At 61.5% G+C, this 13,820-nt stretch carries 16 protein-coding genes; 9 read left to right on the top strand and 7 right to left on the bottom strand.

Annotated features, from left to right (window positions below; all coding sequences use genetic code 11):
• Window positions 1-72: 72 nt before the first annotated feature.
• Window positions 73-633 carry a hypothetical protein gene (locus ACRC4F_RS11405; RefSeq protein ID WP_438659411.1) on the bottom strand — a complete coding sequence of 187 codons (561 nt, stop codon included), beginning with the start codon at window positions 631-633 and terminating at the stop codon, window positions 73-75.
• Window positions 634-712: 79 nt separating this feature from the next.
• Between ACRC4F_RS11405 and ACRC4F_RS11400 the strand changes: the two genes are divergently transcribed.
• A complete protein-coding gene (locus ACRC4F_RS11400; RefSeq protein WP_438659410.1) occupies window positions 713-1,024 on the top strand; it encodes a hypothetical protein in 312 nt (103 codons plus the stop codon).
• Between the two features lie 16 nt (window positions 1,025-1,040).
• Here the strand turns inward: ACRC4F_RS11400 and ACRC4F_RS11395 are convergent, their stop codons facing one another.
• The 6 genes from ACRC4F_RS11395 to ACRC4F_RS11370 all read right to left on the bottom strand — a co-directional run bounded on the left by ACRC4F_RS11395 (window position 1,041) and on the right by ACRC4F_RS11370 (window position 6,482).
• On the bottom strand, window positions 1,041-1,562 hold the full coding sequence (locus ACRC4F_RS11395; RefSeq protein ID WP_438659409.1) for a cytochrome C: 522 nt from the start codon (window positions 1,560-1,562) through the stop codon (window positions 1,041-1,043).
• A gap of 226 nt (window positions 1,563-1,788) precedes the next feature.
• The gene (locus ACRC4F_RS11390) at window positions 1,789-2,310 is read right to left on the bottom strand and encodes a methylamine dehydrogenase light chain (protein WP_109633321.1); all 522 of its coding nucleotides are present in this window, start codon (window positions 2,308-2,310) and stop codon (window positions 1,789-1,791) included.
• A 19-nt stretch (window positions 2,311-2,329) separates the two neighbouring features.
• Complete coding sequence (gene mauD / locus ACRC4F_RS11385) at window positions 2,330-2,950, bottom strand: methylamine dehydrogenase accessory protein MauD (protein WP_438659408.1); 621 nt, start codon at window positions 2,948-2,950, stop codon at window positions 2,330-2,332.
• A 3-nt stretch (window positions 2,951-2,953) separates the two neighbouring features.
• On the bottom strand, window positions 2,954-3,493 hold the full coding sequence (locus tag ACRC4F_RS11380) for a MauE/DoxX family redox-associated membrane protein (protein WP_438659407.1): 540 nt from the start codon (window positions 3,491-3,493) through the stop codon (window positions 2,954-2,956).
• 13 nt (window positions 3,494-3,506) lie between these two features.
• Complete coding sequence (locus ACRC4F_RS11375) at window positions 3,507-4,655, bottom strand: amine dehydrogenase large subunit (RefSeq protein WP_438659406.1); 1,149 nt, start codon at window positions 4,653-4,655, stop codon at window positions 3,507-3,509.
• A 345-nt stretch (window positions 4,656-5,000) separates the two neighbouring features.
• On the bottom strand, window positions 5,001-6,482 hold the full coding sequence (locus ACRC4F_RS11370) for an ATP-binding protein (protein WP_438659405.1): 1,482 nt from the start codon (window positions 6,480-6,482) through the stop codon (window positions 5,001-5,003).
• A gap of 362 nt (window positions 6,483-6,844) precedes the next feature.
• On the opposite strand from ACRC4F_RS11370, the gene ACRC4F_RS11365 reads away from it, so the two are divergent.
• The 8 genes from ACRC4F_RS11365 to ACRC4F_RS11330 all read left to right on the top strand — a co-directional run bounded on the left by ACRC4F_RS11365 (window position 6,845) and on the right by ACRC4F_RS11330 (window position 13,742).
• Window positions 6,845-8,008, top strand: coding sequence for an acyl-CoA dehydrogenase family protein (locus ACRC4F_RS11365; protein WP_438659404.1), 1,164 nt, complete (start codon window positions 6,845-6,847; stop codon window positions 8,006-8,008).
• Between the two features lie 26 nt (window positions 8,009-8,034).
• On the top strand, window positions 8,035-8,406 hold the full coding sequence (locus ACRC4F_RS11360) for a hypothetical protein (RefSeq protein ID WP_262167117.1): 372 nt from the start codon (window positions 8,035-8,037) through the stop codon (window positions 8,404-8,406).
• Window positions 8,407-8,409: 3 nt separating this feature from the next.
• Window positions 8,410-8,880 carry a nuclear transport factor 2 family protein gene (locus ACRC4F_RS11355; RefSeq protein WP_438659403.1) on the top strand — a complete coding sequence of 157 codons (471 nt, stop codon included), beginning with the start codon at window positions 8,410-8,412 and terminating at the stop codon, window positions 8,878-8,880.
• The gene (locus ACRC4F_RS11350; RefSeq protein WP_438659402.1) at window positions 8,877-10,001 is read left to right on the top strand and encodes an amidase; all 1,125 of its coding nucleotides are present in this window, start codon (window positions 8,877-8,879) and stop codon (window positions 9,999-10,001) included. Before ACRC4F_RS11355 ends, ACRC4F_RS11350 begins: the two co-directional genes overlap by 4 nt.
• 23 nt (window positions 10,002-10,024) lie before the next feature.
• On the top strand, window positions 10,025-11,308 hold the full coding sequence (locus tag ACRC4F_RS11345) for an aromatic ring-hydroxylating oxygenase subunit alpha (protein WP_438659401.1): 1,284 nt from the start codon (window positions 10,025-10,027) through the stop codon (window positions 11,306-11,308).
• The gene (locus ACRC4F_RS11340) at window positions 11,305-11,805 is read left to right on the top strand and encodes an aromatic-ring-hydroxylating dioxygenase subunit beta (RefSeq protein WP_438659400.1); all 501 of its coding nucleotides are present in this window, start codon (window positions 11,305-11,307) and stop codon (window positions 11,803-11,805) included. Before ACRC4F_RS11345 ends, ACRC4F_RS11340 begins: the two co-directional genes overlap by 4 nt.
• An 11-nt stretch (window positions 11,806-11,816) precedes the next feature.
• Window positions 11,817-12,557: an SDR family NAD(P)-dependent oxidoreductase gene (locus tag ACRC4F_RS11335; protein ID WP_438659399.1), complete on the top strand. Its 741-nt coding sequence runs from the start codon at window positions 11,817-11,819 to the stop codon at window positions 12,555-12,557.
• A gap of 234 nt (window positions 12,558-12,791) precedes the next feature.
• Window positions 12,792-13,742, top strand: a complete 951-nt coding sequence (locus ACRC4F_RS11330) for a PDR/VanB family oxidoreductase (RefSeq protein WP_438659398.1) — start codon at window positions 12,792-12,794, stop codon at window positions 13,740-13,742.
• Window positions 13,743-13,820 lie beyond the last annotated feature (78 nt).

Genomic DNA, 13,820 nt, shown 5'->3' with positions numbered 1-13,820 from the left:
GCTACAGCCGGAGGATGACTGCTTTTTGATTTCTGCCAAAACGTTTTGGTTGTGTGCCTGAATCAGCTTTCGTCACAAGCAGCAGTAAACGACTGTGACGGCAGCGGCGACAGCAAAGGCTACCAACGCTTTTGCTGGAAGTAATCCGGTCAATCGCTGCATGGGCAAGTCCGAAAACACTGCGTAGTCGTGGCGCTGGCGCAAGATGGCCCGGCGGGTGTACCGAAGGCCAATCAACAAACACAGAACGATCAGGCTCAGGGCCAATCCGCGAGTAATCGCCGGTTTCACCAAAGGCGCAGGATTTTCCTCTTCACATGCAGTGCTGTCGACTTCAACGACCGTAATTCGTCCGTAATCCGTGGAGGGCTGCTTTTCGCCTTTGAGGATTGCCGCCTGTTGCTCGAGATCCAGGGCCTGATACTTCCAGAGCGTCGATGATCCTTCCCGGCAGTAGGTGAACGCTGCGGGGTGGGAGGCGGCAACAATACACGCGTCTTCGATCCCCAGTTTTTTCAGGGTCTCGGCAGCCGATCTTGTGAAGTCCAGGTCGAGTACCGGAATAACCCCGTTGGCAGACGCCGCAGTCGATACCAACAGGCTCCCGGTAGCGCAGAGGGTTGAAATTTTCAAGGTTGGATGCCCCTTGTTGTGCACTATTTTTGTTGTTTGAACACGGCTGCAACTCGCCTGCCGAAGTCTAGAATTCTAGTTGAACCTCAAGGACCGGCTACGAATCAATCTCAATAATGGCCGAAAAAAACTGATTTGCACTGATGCGAGCGTCTGCGACTACTTTCAGAGTGCATGGATGACGATCGAGAAATTCAACGAAGACTTGCGCCAGGCCCGCCTGGAACTGACCGCCGCGACGGCTGCGGTCATGGAGCTGGTCCGTTCGGGAAAGGCGTTCGGGGATGAATGGGACGCTGCGGTTTCGCGAGAGCGCAAGGCTTACCAGAAAATGCTGTGGGTGCTGGATAGCCCCTTGGCTCCCTGGGTAGATAAAAAGTCAGATCCGTAGCCGTTCGGTACCCGGCTCAGTCACTCATGCCGTCTTCTATCGCGATGCCTTGCGCACGCATGGCCTTGATCAACTCCGCCCGGGTGCCCGGCAGGTTGAGCATGGCTTTCTGGCGCAGTTGTGCCACTTCGTCGGCACTGTAGGGCTGATAGTTGGCCGGTGTGCTCTTACCCGCCAGGCCGTCTTCACGCATCAGCCAGTTGAGCAAGTCCGCCAGTTGCGCATTGTTCAGCGCCGACTGCGACATGCCGGGCACTCGCACCAGGAACTCACGACCGCCCGGCACTTTCAGAAAGTTGCCGACAAATCCGGTCATGCGCGGCGTGTCGTTGGCTGCAGAGCCCATGCCATTGCCCAAGTGACAACCGGCGCATTGCAGCTGGTAATTCACGCCGACGCTGTAACCCGCCTGGGCGATGGGTGTTTGCAGCGCTTCGTTACCCGGTGCATGGCGCTGCGCCGGGTCGGGAATGGCTCGGGCGTGGGCGAGCGGGGCGCTCAGGGAGCAGGCAAGACCGAGGAGCAGCAACTTACGCATGACAAAAGCACCTCTACGGTAAAACACACTTTATGTAGACGCCGGCGAACCCTGTGGGAGCGAGCTTGCTCGCGATAGCGGAGTGTCAGTCGACATATATGTAACCTGATACACCGCTATCGCGAGCAAGCTCGCTCCCACAGGTTTCGTCGGCGTCTACAAAGGATCGCTTTTTTCGCACCAAAAAAAACCGCCGATTGCCTGAGCAACCGACGGCCAACGCGCGTTAGACCGCGACGCCGCGGATGATCGAAACGGTGCAGTGATAGATGTGCGATTTGGCGGCCAGGCACCAGTTCACGTCGTTGTTGTTGAACGGGCGATAGGCCGGTTCTTCACTGTCGTTACGGGTGCAGGCGCACTGGGCGCAGCTTTGCTTACCGCAGCAGTCGTTATACGAAATGATGTAATCCTTGCCATCGGCCGGGTTGCGGCAGGTGCCGATCCAGGTCACTTGCGAGGCTTCGGTGCCCGGTGGGCAGGACGTCACCGAACCGCCGCAGCAGCTGCACAAGAAGCCGTCGATGGAGCAGTAGCGCCAGTAGTCGCAGGTGTTCGGATCACCCGGATCGCCAGCCTTCGGGTTGTCGGCGGCCAGGGCCTTGCTGGTGCGGTCCAGCGGCAACAGCAGCGGCAGTGCGGCGCCGGCGACCATCAAGGAACCCATGCGCGCCAACAGTTTGCGGCGTGAGGTGGTGTCGGCGACTCGACGGGTCGAGCGCTCGAACAACAGATCCAGCAGTTTCATAAAAGTCTCCCTGCCTTAATCAGTGGCTATGGCCGTGGCTGTGGTCATGTTCGTGCGGCTGGCTGTTGAGGTATTCCTGCAACGTGGCCTTTTTCAGGTGCTCGACTTCGAACAGGCTGTCCAGGTGCTCACGGGAATTGACCAGGCCTTTGGCGCGCAGCGTGCCGGTTTTATCGATCAGGGCGGCGTACGGCAGCTTGCCGATCTGGTAGGTCATGCCGACTTCCGGGCCAACCACGTAAGTGGCGTCGTCCAGCTTGTGTTCGCGGATCAGCTTTTGCTGGGCGTCCATGTCGCCATCGCTGATGAACACCACGTCGAGGCGATCGGCCTGTTCCTTGGCGATGGATTTGATCGCCGGCAGCAACGACTTGCAGATCGGGCAGGTCGGCGAGAGGAAGAACAGCAGTTGCGATTTTTCCCCGGCGTAGCCGAAGTTCACCGGGCGACCGTGACGGTCGGACGCAGTGACTTGCGGCGCGGCTTCGTTGACCGCCACGCCCTTGTCCATCATCAACGCACCGGCTGGAGCGAGACGACCGTGCAACACACCAATCTGCCGGACCAGGCCCATGACGGCAAACGCCACGGCCACCAGCAGTACCCAGAGCAGAACGTTGGAAACGATTAAGCCTTCCATTGATCACCTACCAATCAGTTTGAGCAGAAGAGGGGAGTTCGCCAGCAAGCCATCGGCTGCGGCGTAAATCAGCAGCGCAACGGCGCTGGCGGCGACGGTGACGAAACCGTCGAAAAATCCAAGTTCACGAACCACCGGCGAGACGCTGGCCAGCAACGCCAGGCCCACCAACACGCTGTTGCGCAGCAGTAGCACCGGACGCAGCGGTTGCGCCTGGTCCGGACCGGCGCAACCACAGTCGATATCGCGACGACCGCGCCACAGGTTGATGCCAATCGCGGCGGCATACAGCGCGATCAGGCTGGCAGCCGCCAACGCTGCCCAATACCGGCTGACCGGCACCAGCAGCGCAAACGCAATCGCCAGCTCTACCACCGGGATCACACGGGCGACGGGGCGCACTAACGCGTCAGGCAGCAGTTGGTAGTCCGCCAACTGTTTTGCGAAGCGTGCCGGGGCGCGCACCTTGTGCGTCGCGGCGCTGGCCAGCAACACTGCCGTGGCGAGGGCGCTGGCGATGATGAAGATCGGATCTAAGTGCATGGCCGAACCTCGCTTAGTAGCTCATGACCTGAGTCGCGGTCTTCGCGACTTTCGGCATGCTGCCCGTGAGCTTGTTGGTGGTGAGGTCGAAGATCTGCAAACCGCCCGCGACGTCGGCACCCAGCAACAGCGGCTTGTCATCGCCGGTAGCCTGCATGCTCCACACCGGCACCGGTGCTTCGAGCGTCGCTACTTTCTTGTGGGTTTTCAGGTCAAACGCCCAGATCAGCGGGCTTGGGTCTTCCCACTTCATCGGTTCGTGCGCGTCGTGCATCAGCACGTACAAACGGTTCAGCTTCGGCGCCACGGCCATCAGCTGCCAGCCACCCGGTGCCCAGCCGGCTTTCTTTTCCTCGTCGGTGGTCAACGACCACGACGGCAGGATTTTCGGTGCGTCGCCGGCGAAATCCACCGGGCGAACGGTGCCCGTGGTGGTGGTGAAGTAATAGGTGTCACCGACGTTCACCGCGCGCTCAACGAGCTTCTCGGCATTCGGGTCGAAGAACGGCGTGCGGCTGCGCGCGGTTTCCTGGCCCTGATCGTTGAGCGTGATCACCTGCAAGCTGCCGTCGCCGCACAGTGAGGCGAAGCGGCGGTTGCCGACCGGGTAGGTGAGCACGCAGCCCGGAATCGCCAGTTCAGCGGTCACGGCCTTGGCCTGGGTATCGACCACGGTCACCGAGGTCGATGGCGTGAAGTTGTAGACGTAGACGAAGCGGTCATCGCCGCTGGTTTTCAGGCCGTAGCGCTGGGTCAGGGATTCGGCGCGCTTGGTCGGAATCAACAGCTCCCAGGCCGGCGAAAGGGTCGAACTGTCCCACGCGGTCAGCACATCGGTGCGGGTGCCACGCGTGCCGCGCGAATAAAAGATGTCGGCGCTGTAGAGGGTTTTCTGATCATGGCTGAGGGTCGACGGCGCGGCAAAACCGGTCGGCACCATGCCGAGCACGCGTTTTTTGTCGGGGTCTACCACGGTCACGCGGCCCGCCACGAAGTTTTCGAATTCGACGTCGACGATGAACGCACGGTGGGCTTCCGGCGGAAACGCCAGGACGGTCTGGCCGATGGTGTCGGCCGGCAGGTCAGCACGGGCGCTGGTCAAGCCGAGTACAAGCAGGCTCAGACCTAGCGCTGACTGTACGTTGATCCTGTTGGTTCGCATTAGGGGAACTCCCTGAATTGTTATTCACGCAGATCGCGGATGCTTGGGCAGATTTTTACAATTCGATTCTGCCTCGCCGTGAAAACGGGAGAATTGCTGTGGCTGCCAAGTGTTTGTGTGTCTGTGCCAGTCTCTGGAAATGCATTCCGAAATCGTCGGAAGGGCGGGTTAACGCACGTCGAATGTCGGGTGGATACCCTGTGGCGAGGGAGCTTGCTCCCGCTGGACTGCGCAGCAGGCCCCTTCTTTTTGGGTGAAAAAGGGGCCGCTTCGCGACCCAGCGGGAGCAAGCTCCCTCGCCACAGGGTTGTGGTGCTTAAGTTTTTTTAGCCTGAAACCAAAAGGTCAGGCGGGAGTAGCGAGGGGAAGGGAGAAGGTGAACACAGCGCCGCAAGGCTCCAGGTTTTGCGCCCAGATATCGCCGTGATGGCGGCCGATGATGTTTTTGCACAGCGCCAGGCCAATGCCGTTGCCGCTGACCTTGGAAGAGAAGAAACCGTCGAACAGCTTGTCTTGCTCCAGCGCCGCAATGCCGCGACCGCAATCCTCCACCCGAACCAGCGCGACCTGTTCATCACGGCTGGCCTGAATGCGCAGCACACGCCGTTCGGGTGACAAGTCGCTCATTTCTTCGATCGCATTAAAAGCCAGGTTGAGGATGACCTGGCCAATCAGCACCTTCTCGCAACTGATCAGCAGCGGCTCGGGGCTGGTGACGATCTCGACCTTGATCAGGCTCGGGTCGGCGCGCAGGCGAATGAAGTATTGGGTTTCGCGCAGCACCTCGTTGAGGTCGATCAGTTCTGCGGATTGCTCCAGCTTGACCACGTATTCGCGCACGCTTTTGATGATCACCGACGCGTGCTCGATTTGCCGCACCGCATTCTGCAAACCCCAGGCCACGCCTTGATCGTCGCCCTGATCCTTACCCAAACGAATCACCGCGCCTTCGATGAAATTGCGCGTGGCCGCCAGCGGCTGACTCAGCTCATGGGCAATCGCCACGGCCATTTCGCCCATGGCGTTGTAACGCGCCAGGTATTCCAGTTTCTGCTCGCTGACACGCCGGGCCTCTTCGGCGCGCACCTGCTCGGTGACGTCGCGAAACAGCAGCAAGTGGCCGACCAGGTCGTCTTCGATCTCGATATAGCGGCACGTCGCATGGTGCCAGCGCCACTCACCGTCACGCCGTTGCAGGTGATAGTGAACGCTGAACGGCGCGTGTTCCGGCTGCTCGCAGGACAACTGTTGCAACAGGCGCTGGCGTGAGGCCTCGTCGCACCAGTCGAGGAAGTTTTCGCCGATCAGCGGGTGATCCTCGCTGTTGAGCAGTTGCGCGGCGGACTCACTGATAAAACGGATATCACCCTGCGGCCCCAGCACCGCAACGCCCTCGGCCAGGTCCTGCATAAAGGCCTTGAGCCGGCTTTCGAAACGCTTGAGGTCGCGCTTGACCTTGTCTTCCCTGGAGATGTCGCGGAACTGCACCATTAGCACATCGCGACCCTCCAGATGCACCAGCGTCGCCACCGCTTCCGAGAGAATTTCCACCCCTTGCTTGGAGCGATAACACCACTCGATGGCGCGCTGGCCGGTGCGCGCCGCACCTTCCAGCCAACGCAAACCCACCGAGCGCTGGTACTGCGGCGCATCGCGGGTCATGTCCGGGGCTTTGAGCGGCGTCAGTTCTTCGAGGGTAAAACCCAGCGCCGACAAGGCCGCGGCGTTGGCCCACAGAATCTCCTTGCTGTGGGCGTCGTGAAGAATGATGCACAACGGCATGGCTTCGATGAGGGCGTAGAAATCGTTCGGTTTTGGCAGATACATCACGCAGCCCTTGGCGGCAGAGAGGTCGACTCCGGGTGAAGTCGAAGTATGGCGTTTTATACCGTCTTGCGCGCAGGGATGCGCTCAGAGGTAACCGGGGGCGGGCTAGGGGTTTTCTTTAGCCGGGGGGCTACACGCCCCAATAGTGGCGAGCGGATGCGGTTTTTACACTGGACCTCAATGCACGGATCACCACGGCACGCCTCTGTAGGAGCCGGCTTGCTGGCGAATCAGGCGCCGCGGTGATTCAGACGCACCGGGTAACGGCTATCGCCAGCAAGCCGGCTCCTACAGGGCGCGGCGTCTGATCAAGGTGTGTGGTTACCCATACCGGCTAATAACAAATAAACGGAGAGAAGCCCATGTTGCGTTCAGCTGTCGCGGAGAAAGACCCTCTGCCAGTCGTCGACGACACCACCGTCCACAGCCAGGCCTTTGAGCAAGTGCTGGAGGAAGTGCGCCAACGTCGCGATGAATTCGACGCCGGCTCCCACGTGCCGCGGGACATGATCGAACGCTTTAAGCAGGTGGGCATCTACCGCGCCGCCACGCCCAAATGCTTCGGTGGTGACGCCCTGGCACCGGCGCTTTTTCTGAAGATGATCGAACGCATCTCCGAAGCCGACGGTTCCGCCGGCTGGGTTGCCAGCTTCGGCAGCGCCGGCGTTTATCTCGCCGCGTTACCGCCAGAAACCCTCGCTGAAATCTACGCCGACAGCCCGGACCTGGTGTTCGCCGGGGGCCTGTTCCCGTTGCAACCCGCTGAAGCGGTCGATGGCGGCTGGCAGGTCAACGGCACCTGGAAATTCGCCAGCGGCTGCAAAGGCGCGGACCTGCTCGGCGTCGGAATCGGCGCGGCCGGTGGCAAGCCGCGCACCGCCGTCTTCCGGGCGGATCAGGTCGACATCATCGAGAACTGGGACGTGGTCGGGCTCAAAGGCACCGGCAGCCACGACCTGCGCGTCACCGACAAACGCGTTGATGAGCGCTGGACCTTTATTCGCGGCGGAGCTTCAACCATCGACGAGCCGCTGTTCCGCTACCCGTCGATTGCCTACGCCGCGCAGGTGTTGGCGGTGGTCAACCTCGGCCTGGCCCGCGCGGCCCTCGACGAAGTCAGTCGCATGGCCGCCGGCAGCGGCATCACCGGTGCACCGAAAATGGCCGACCGCGCTTACGTGCGTATCGAGATTGCCAAGGCCGAAGCGCAACTGGCCGCCGCACGGGGTTTCTTCTACAGCGCCACCGAGCAAGTGTGGAGCTCGATCCTCGCCGGCCACCCGGTCACCGCCGAACAGACCAGCCTGTTGCGCCTCTCTGCCATCCACGTGTCCCAGGCCGGAGCGGCGGTGGTGCAGAGCGCTTACAGCCTCGCCGGCACCACCGCGATTTATCTGCGCCATCCGTTGCAGCGTTACTTGCGCGACTCGATGGTGGTGACCCAGCACGCATTCCTCAGCGAAGGCCTGTACGACGGCGCCGGTTCGGTGTTCCTCGGCGTGCCGCCATTCCCTGGCTACATCTGAACCCACTATTTCAAGGATCAACACCCATGTCCCAGACCACCCAAGAACCCCTGCGCGTCGTCTTTTGCATCGGCATCACCCAGAACTTTTTCGACCTGCCCACCGGCGAAGGCTTGAGCGTATGGAAAGGCTTCAGCCAGATGATGGGCTCGCTCGGCGCCATGCCCGGCATCACCGTGCTCGGCGCGATGGACGATGACCGGCTGATGGTCGGCCCGTCGACCACGTCGCCGTGGACCGTCTACATCATGGCCGACGTCGACTGCCATCAATCGGTGATCGACGCCTGCAACCTGTTCCGTACCACGCCGGTGAACGAATACAGCCTGTGGCGCTACGCCAAGGTCGAGGCGCGCATCGGCCGTCCGCTGACCATCCCCGATGCGGCCAAGGTGTAAGCCATGAACGAGGCCTTGCTGCAGCGTCTCGCGACGCTCGAAGGGGAGAGCCAGGTGCGGCGCTTGATGGCGCGCTACATGGACCTCTGCGATGTGCCGCGGGCACCGACCTATGTCCGTGAATTGGCTGAGTTGTTCAGTGAAGACGCGATCTGGGAAGGCGTCGGCAGCCAGACCGCGCAGACTTTCGGCCAGCACCGTGGGCGCGATGCGGTGGCGGCGTTCGTCGGTGGTTACTTGCCGCCGTCGGATCACTTTCAGCTGAACCTGCATTACCTCACCAGCGAATCGATTGTGGTCGACGGCGGCACGGCCCGGGGGCAGTGGATCATGCAGCAGATATCCACTTACGCCGATGGCCGCAGCGAACTGTTCGGCACGCGCTTGAACATCGATTTCCGCTGCGTCGACGGTGTCTGGCTGATCGCGCATTTCCGTACGCAACGCTTGTTCAACACAGGACTGGGCGCATGAGCACATTTATCAGCGAATTCCTGCTCGGTGGCAGCGGCAAGCGGGTTGCGATCAAAGACTCGATCGACATTGCCGGGCATCCGACCCGCTCGGGCAGCCGCGCATTTGCCGATGCTGAACCGGCGAGCCGCAATGCCGAAGTGGTGGACGCGATCCTCGACGCCGGCTGGCAAATCGTCGGCAAAACCAACCTGCACGAACTGGCCTTTGGCGTCACCGGCATCAATGACTGGACCGGTACGCCGATCAACCCGCAAGCCCCGGACCGGGTGCCGGGCGGTTCCTCCAGCGGTTCTGCCGCTGCGGTGGCGGCCGGTCTGGCGGACATTGCCATCGGCACCGACACCGGCGGTTCGGTGCGAGTGCCGGCGGCGTGCTGCGGCGTTGCCGGGTTGAAGCCGACTTACGGGCGAGTCAGCCGGGTCGGCGCGCATCCGGCGGCGTCCAGCCTCGATTGCGTCGGACCGTTCGCGGCTGACATGGACAATTTGATCGCGGCGATGCAAGTGATTTGCCCTGGTTTTCAGGCGCAGGGTTTGCCATCGAGCAATGCGTCAGTCGGTTTCCTCGACGTCGCCTGCGACCCGCATTTGCAAGCGAGTCTCGGCGCCGCCGCCGACCGCGCTGGCTGGCGCCGCAGCAACCTGCACCTGAGCGAATTCGAAGCCGCCTTCGCCGCCGGCCTCACCGTGATCAATTTTGAAAACTGGGCCGCGTTCGGCCACCTCACAGGCCTTGGCCTGATCGGTGCGGACGTCGAGCAACGCCTGCTGGCCGCCAGTCGCACCAGCGCCGCTGAGCTGGCGCAGGCCGAAAAAGTCCGCGCGCGTTTCACTCAGCAAGTGGACGCCGCGTTGGAAGAGTTTGCGGTGCTGCTGTTGCCGACGATGCCCAGCCTGCCGCCGACGCTGATCGAAGCCCGCAGCGCCAGCAAGGCCGTGGCCGGCATGACGCCGCTGGTGCGGCCGTTCAACCTCAGCGGCCATCCGGCGCTGACGGTGCCGGTGGAACTGGACTGCGGCGGGCTGAAAGTCGGCCTGCAGATTGTCGGCCGTAAAGGTCAGGACGAGCTGGTCTGCGCCTTCGGTGCGCAACTGCAAGCCTCTACAAACCAATCATAAAAAGAAGCCATGAGGAGAACCGCATGAGCACTCATGAATACCGGCTGATCGCATCATCGAAAAGCCCCGACGAGCTGGTCAGTCACGACCGTGTCGACGTCTCGCTGTACAACGACCCGGCGCTGTTCGAAGCCGAGCTGGAAAAGATTTTCTACCGCACCTGGGTGTGGGTCGCCCACGAAAGCGAAGTGCGCAACAGCGGCGACTTCAAGACCGCGACCATCGGCCGTCGCCCGGTGATCGTTGTTCGCGACAAGAAGAACAACATCAACGTCCTCGAAAACCGCTGCCGGCACCGTGGCGCCACCGTGTGCGAAAAACACAAAGGCAACGCCACTGGTTTTACCTGTCCGTACCACAGCTGGTCCTATGGACTGGATGGCAAGTTGCGCGCGCTGCCGTATCCGGACGGCTACGAAGGCATTCTGGAAAAGTCCGAACTGCCGCTCACCAGCCTGCGTGTCGAGAGCTACGCCGGCATGGTCTTCGCCAGCTATAACGACGAGATCGAACCTCTGGTGGATTTCCTCGGCGGTGCGAAACACTGGATGGACCTGTTCATGAAACAGGGCGCCGGCTACCCGATCAAGACCCAGGGCGAACACAAGTTCAGCTTCAAGGGCAACTGGAAGATCCAGCTGGAAAACACCACCGACGGTTACCACTTCCCGATCGTGCACAAGTCGTTCATGTCGTCGGTGGATGAAGAAACCTCGGAAATGCTTTCGTTCATGACCGACGAGCAAGCGGTCACCCACTCGTTGGGCAACGGCCACAGCGTGATGGTGATGGTGCCCGAGCACGTCGACCTCGATCACGACGACGGCACCGAACAGTTGCAGGAGCGCTTCGCCCATGTGACCGCCGAGCTGTCGAAAACCATGGAGCCCGCGCAGGTGCGCCGCATCGTGCGTTCGCTGCACGGTGCCGGTTTCAACCTGAATCTGTTCCCCAACGTGGCGATGTCGATGTCGTTCTTCCGTGTGTTGCGCCCGGTCTCGGTCACCGAAACCGAAATCCGCCACGTCGCCCTCGGCATGGACGGCGGCCCGGAGATCGCCAACCGCGAACGCATGCGCATTCACGAACACTTCCAGGGCCCGTTCGGTTTCGGCAGCCCGGACGACGCCGAGGCCTGGGACCGTGTGCAACGCGGCTCATACGCCGGCGTCGACGCGCCGATCCTGGTCAACCGTGGCCTCAATCGGGAAATCGTTGCCGAGAACGGCGACAAGGTCAGCCACGCCACCGACGAAGGCGGCATGCGCGGTGCCTATGACATGTGGAAAAGGATGATGAGCCAATGAGCAATCACGACACCCTGAACGGTTTTTCCGGCCCGTTGGCCCAAGCCATCGAATTCATTTGGCGCGAAGCCGAACTGCTCGACCACAAAAACTACGCCGAGTGGGCGACCTTGTGGAGCGACAGCGGCCTGTACATCGTGCCGATCGACCCGGACACCGAAGACTTTGAAGCGACGCTGAATTACGCCTACGACGATGCGCGCATGCGGGATTTGCGCATCGAACGCCTGACCGCCGGCTATTCGCCGTCGGCGGTGGACGCGGCAAAAACCATCCGCAGCGTTTCGCGTTTTCGCTTGGTAGAAGCGGCGGGCGACCTGGTTGAAGTCAACTCCGCGCAGTTGCTGTACGCCTACAAACGCGGTGTGCACACGCCGTTCGTGGCCGACCTGAACCACCGCATTCGTTTCACCGACGGCGTGGCGAAGCTCGAACGCAAGGTCGTGCGCCTGATCAATTCCACCGACAGCCTGAGCGCGCTCGGCTTCCTGCTGTGAGGGGCAACACCATGAATCGAGTAGCCCTGGTAACCGGTGCTTCGCGCGGTCTTGGCGAATGCATCGCCCGTCGCTTGCACGCGGCGGGGTATCGCGTGGGCCTGGCGGATGTGCGCCTCGACGGTGCGCAACGTCTGGCTGCTGAGCTTGATGGCAGCGGCGAAAGTGCCGTCGCCATCGAACTGGATGTGCGCAACAAAGCGGATTTTGTCCGGGCTCGTGACCTGCTCGCCGAGCGTTGGGGCGGCACTGACATTCTGGTGAACAACGCCGGCCAGTCGAAAGTCGCGGCGTTGATGGACATCACCCCGGAAGAATTCGACGAGTCGATGGCAATCAACCTGCGCGGCACCTTTGTCGCGTGCCAGGTGTTCGGCGCGCACTTTGCCGAGCGGGGCTTTGGCCGCATCGTCAACATCGCTTCGCTCGCCGGGCAGAACGGCGGCACCGCCACCGGCGCGCACTACGCGGCGGCCAAGGGTGGCGTGGCGACACTGACCAAAGTCTTCGCCCGCGAACTGGCCCCGCAAGGGGTGACGGTCAACAGCATTTCGCCGGGGCCACTGGACTTGCCGATCGTGCGCGAAAGCGTAGCGCCGGAGCGACTTGAACAGATCCTGAAAATGATCCCGGCCGGCACCCTTGGCGACCCCGAGTACATCGCCGACAGCGTGTTGCTGTTGATCGCCGACAACGCCGCCTCGGTAACGGGCGCGTGCTGGGACATCAACGGCGGCCTGTTCATGCGCTGAAACGCGATCAGCTGTGGCGAGGGAGCTTTTGTGGCGAGGGGATTTATCCCCGTTGGGCTGCGTAGCGGCCCTGAAAATTTCGGCTGCAACATAGATTTTTACGACTGCTGCGCAGCCGAACGGGGATAAATCCCCTCACCACAAAAGCCCCCTCACCAACTAAGCATCCAGCCACAGATCCGTGATCGACTTAAAAAGCCATACAACAAAAACAACCGAATTTCAGGTGACGCAATGATGAAAGTGAGGATCGAAAGGATCGTCGACGAAGCGCTGGATATCCGTTCCTTTCGCCTCGTGCGCAGTGACGGCCAGCCGCTCGACAGTTATGAACCGGGGGCGCATGTCGACCTGACCGGGCCGACCGGGGTGACGCGTCAGTATTCGCTGTGCAGCCCGCCGCAGGATCGCCGCGCGTATCTGGTGGCGGTGAAGAAAGAAGCGCAGTCTCGCGGAGGTTCACTGGCACTGCATGAACAAGTGGAAGAGGGCATGGAGCTGGAAATGGGTGCGCCACGCAACCTGTTCCGCCTCGACCCGACGGCCACCGAACATGTGCTGTTCGCCGCCGGGATCGGCGTCACGCCACTGCTGAGCATGGCCTATCGATTGGCGGAAAGCGGTCAGCCGTATCGCCTGCATTACTTCGCTCGTTCGCCGGAGTACGCTGCATTTTCCAAGTTATTGGCCGACACCTTTGCCGATCGTGTGCAATTCCACTACGGCGTCGAGCCGGGTGATATGGACGCGGCATTGACTGAGAGCCTGAGTCAGGCGGGCAGCGCTGCGCATGTGTACACCTGCGGCCCGGCGCCGTTCATGAACAAAGTGGTGGAAGTGGCGGCGCGCAGCCGTAGCGATGATTTCATTCACCTGGAACATTTCCAGGCCGATCCCGCTACCAACGCCGGTCCGGTTGGTGCTTTTGAAGTGGAATTGGCCAGCTCCGGCGTGGTGCTGCACGTACCCGCCGATGCCAGTCTGGTCGACGTGTTGCAGGCCCATGGTTGCGACATCGACACCGAGTGCCGTGAAGGCATTTGCGGCACTTGTATCGTCGAGGTGCTGGACGGCTTGCCGGAGCATCGTGACAACTGTTTGTCGAACAAGGAAAAGGCAGGCAACAAGCAGATTTGCGCCTGCGTTTCGCGAGCGCTTTCCGCTCGTCTGGTATTGGACCTGTAACCCGTTAAACCCCTGGAAACATTGCGTGGGAGTCGATTAAATCGGCGGCCCACGACCGTCAAGGAGGCGACGGTCACG

Origin of the sequence: Pseudomonas sp. (assembly GCF_051660785.1) — a bacterium.
Lineage (GTDB): Bacteria > Pseudomonadota > Gammaproteobacteria > Pseudomonadales > Pseudomonadaceae > Aquipseudomonas.
The sequence above is the reverse complement of the archived record's forward strand: the minus strand, read 5'-3'. Positions and strand labels throughout refer to the sequence as shown.

Excerpts from the sequence above, each read along its gene's own strand:
- ACRC4F_RS11375 (WP_438659406.1), bottom strand. The coding sequence starts at position 4,655 with ATGCGAACCAACAGGATCAACGTACAGTCAGCGCTAGGTCTGAGCCTG.
- ACRC4F_RS11380 (WP_438659407.1), bottom strand. The coding sequence starts at position 3,493 with ATGCACTTAGATCCGATCTTCATCATCGCCAGCGCCCTCGCCACGGCA.
- ACRC4F_RS11395 (WP_438659409.1), bottom strand. The coding sequence starts at position 1,562 with ATGCGTAAGTTGCTGCTCCTCGGTCTTGCCTGCTCCCTGAGCGCCCCG.
- ACRC4F_RS11360 (WP_262167117.1), top strand. The coding sequence starts at position 8,035 with ATGTCCCAGACCACCCAAGAACCCCTGCGCGTCGTCTTTTGCATCGGC.
- ACRC4F_RS11340 (WP_438659400.1), top strand. The coding sequence starts at position 11,305 with ATGAGCAATCACGACACCCTGAACGGTTTTTCCGGCCCGTTGGCCCAA.
- ACRC4F_RS11350 (WP_438659402.1), top strand. The coding sequence starts at position 8,877 with ATGAGCACATTTATCAGCGAATTCCTGCTCGGTGGCAGCGGCAAGCGG.
- ACRC4F_RS11345 (WP_438659401.1), top strand. The coding sequence starts at position 10,025 with ATGAGCACTCATGAATACCGGCTGATCGCATCATCGAAAAGCCCCGAC.
- ACRC4F_RS11365 (WP_438659404.1), top strand. The coding sequence starts at position 6,845 with ATGTTGCGTTCAGCTGTCGCGGAGAAAGACCCTCTGCCAGTCGTCGAC.
- ACRC4F_RS11370 (WP_438659405.1), bottom strand. The coding sequence starts at position 6,482 with ATGTATCTGCCAAAACCGAACGATTTCTACGCCCTCATCGAAGCCATG.
- ACRC4F_RS11335 (WP_438659399.1), top strand. The coding sequence starts at position 11,817 with ATGAATCGAGTAGCCCTGGTAACCGGTGCTTCGCGCGGTCTTGGCGAA.
- mauD (WP_438659408.1), bottom strand. The coding sequence starts at position 2,950 with ATGGAAGGCTTAATCGTTTCCAACGTTCTGCTCTGGGTACTGCTGGTG.
- ACRC4F_RS11330 (WP_438659398.1), top strand. The coding sequence starts at position 12,792 with ATGATGAAAGTGAGGATCGAAAGGATCGTCGACGAAGCGCTGGATATC.
- ACRC4F_RS11355 (WP_438659403.1), top strand. The coding sequence starts at position 8,410 with ATGAACGAGGCCTTGCTGCAGCGTCTCGCGACGCTCGAAGGGGAGAGC.
- ACRC4F_RS11390 (WP_109633321.1), bottom strand. The coding sequence starts at position 2,310 with ATGAAACTGCTGGATCTGTTGTTCGAGCGCTCGACCCGTCGAGTCGCC.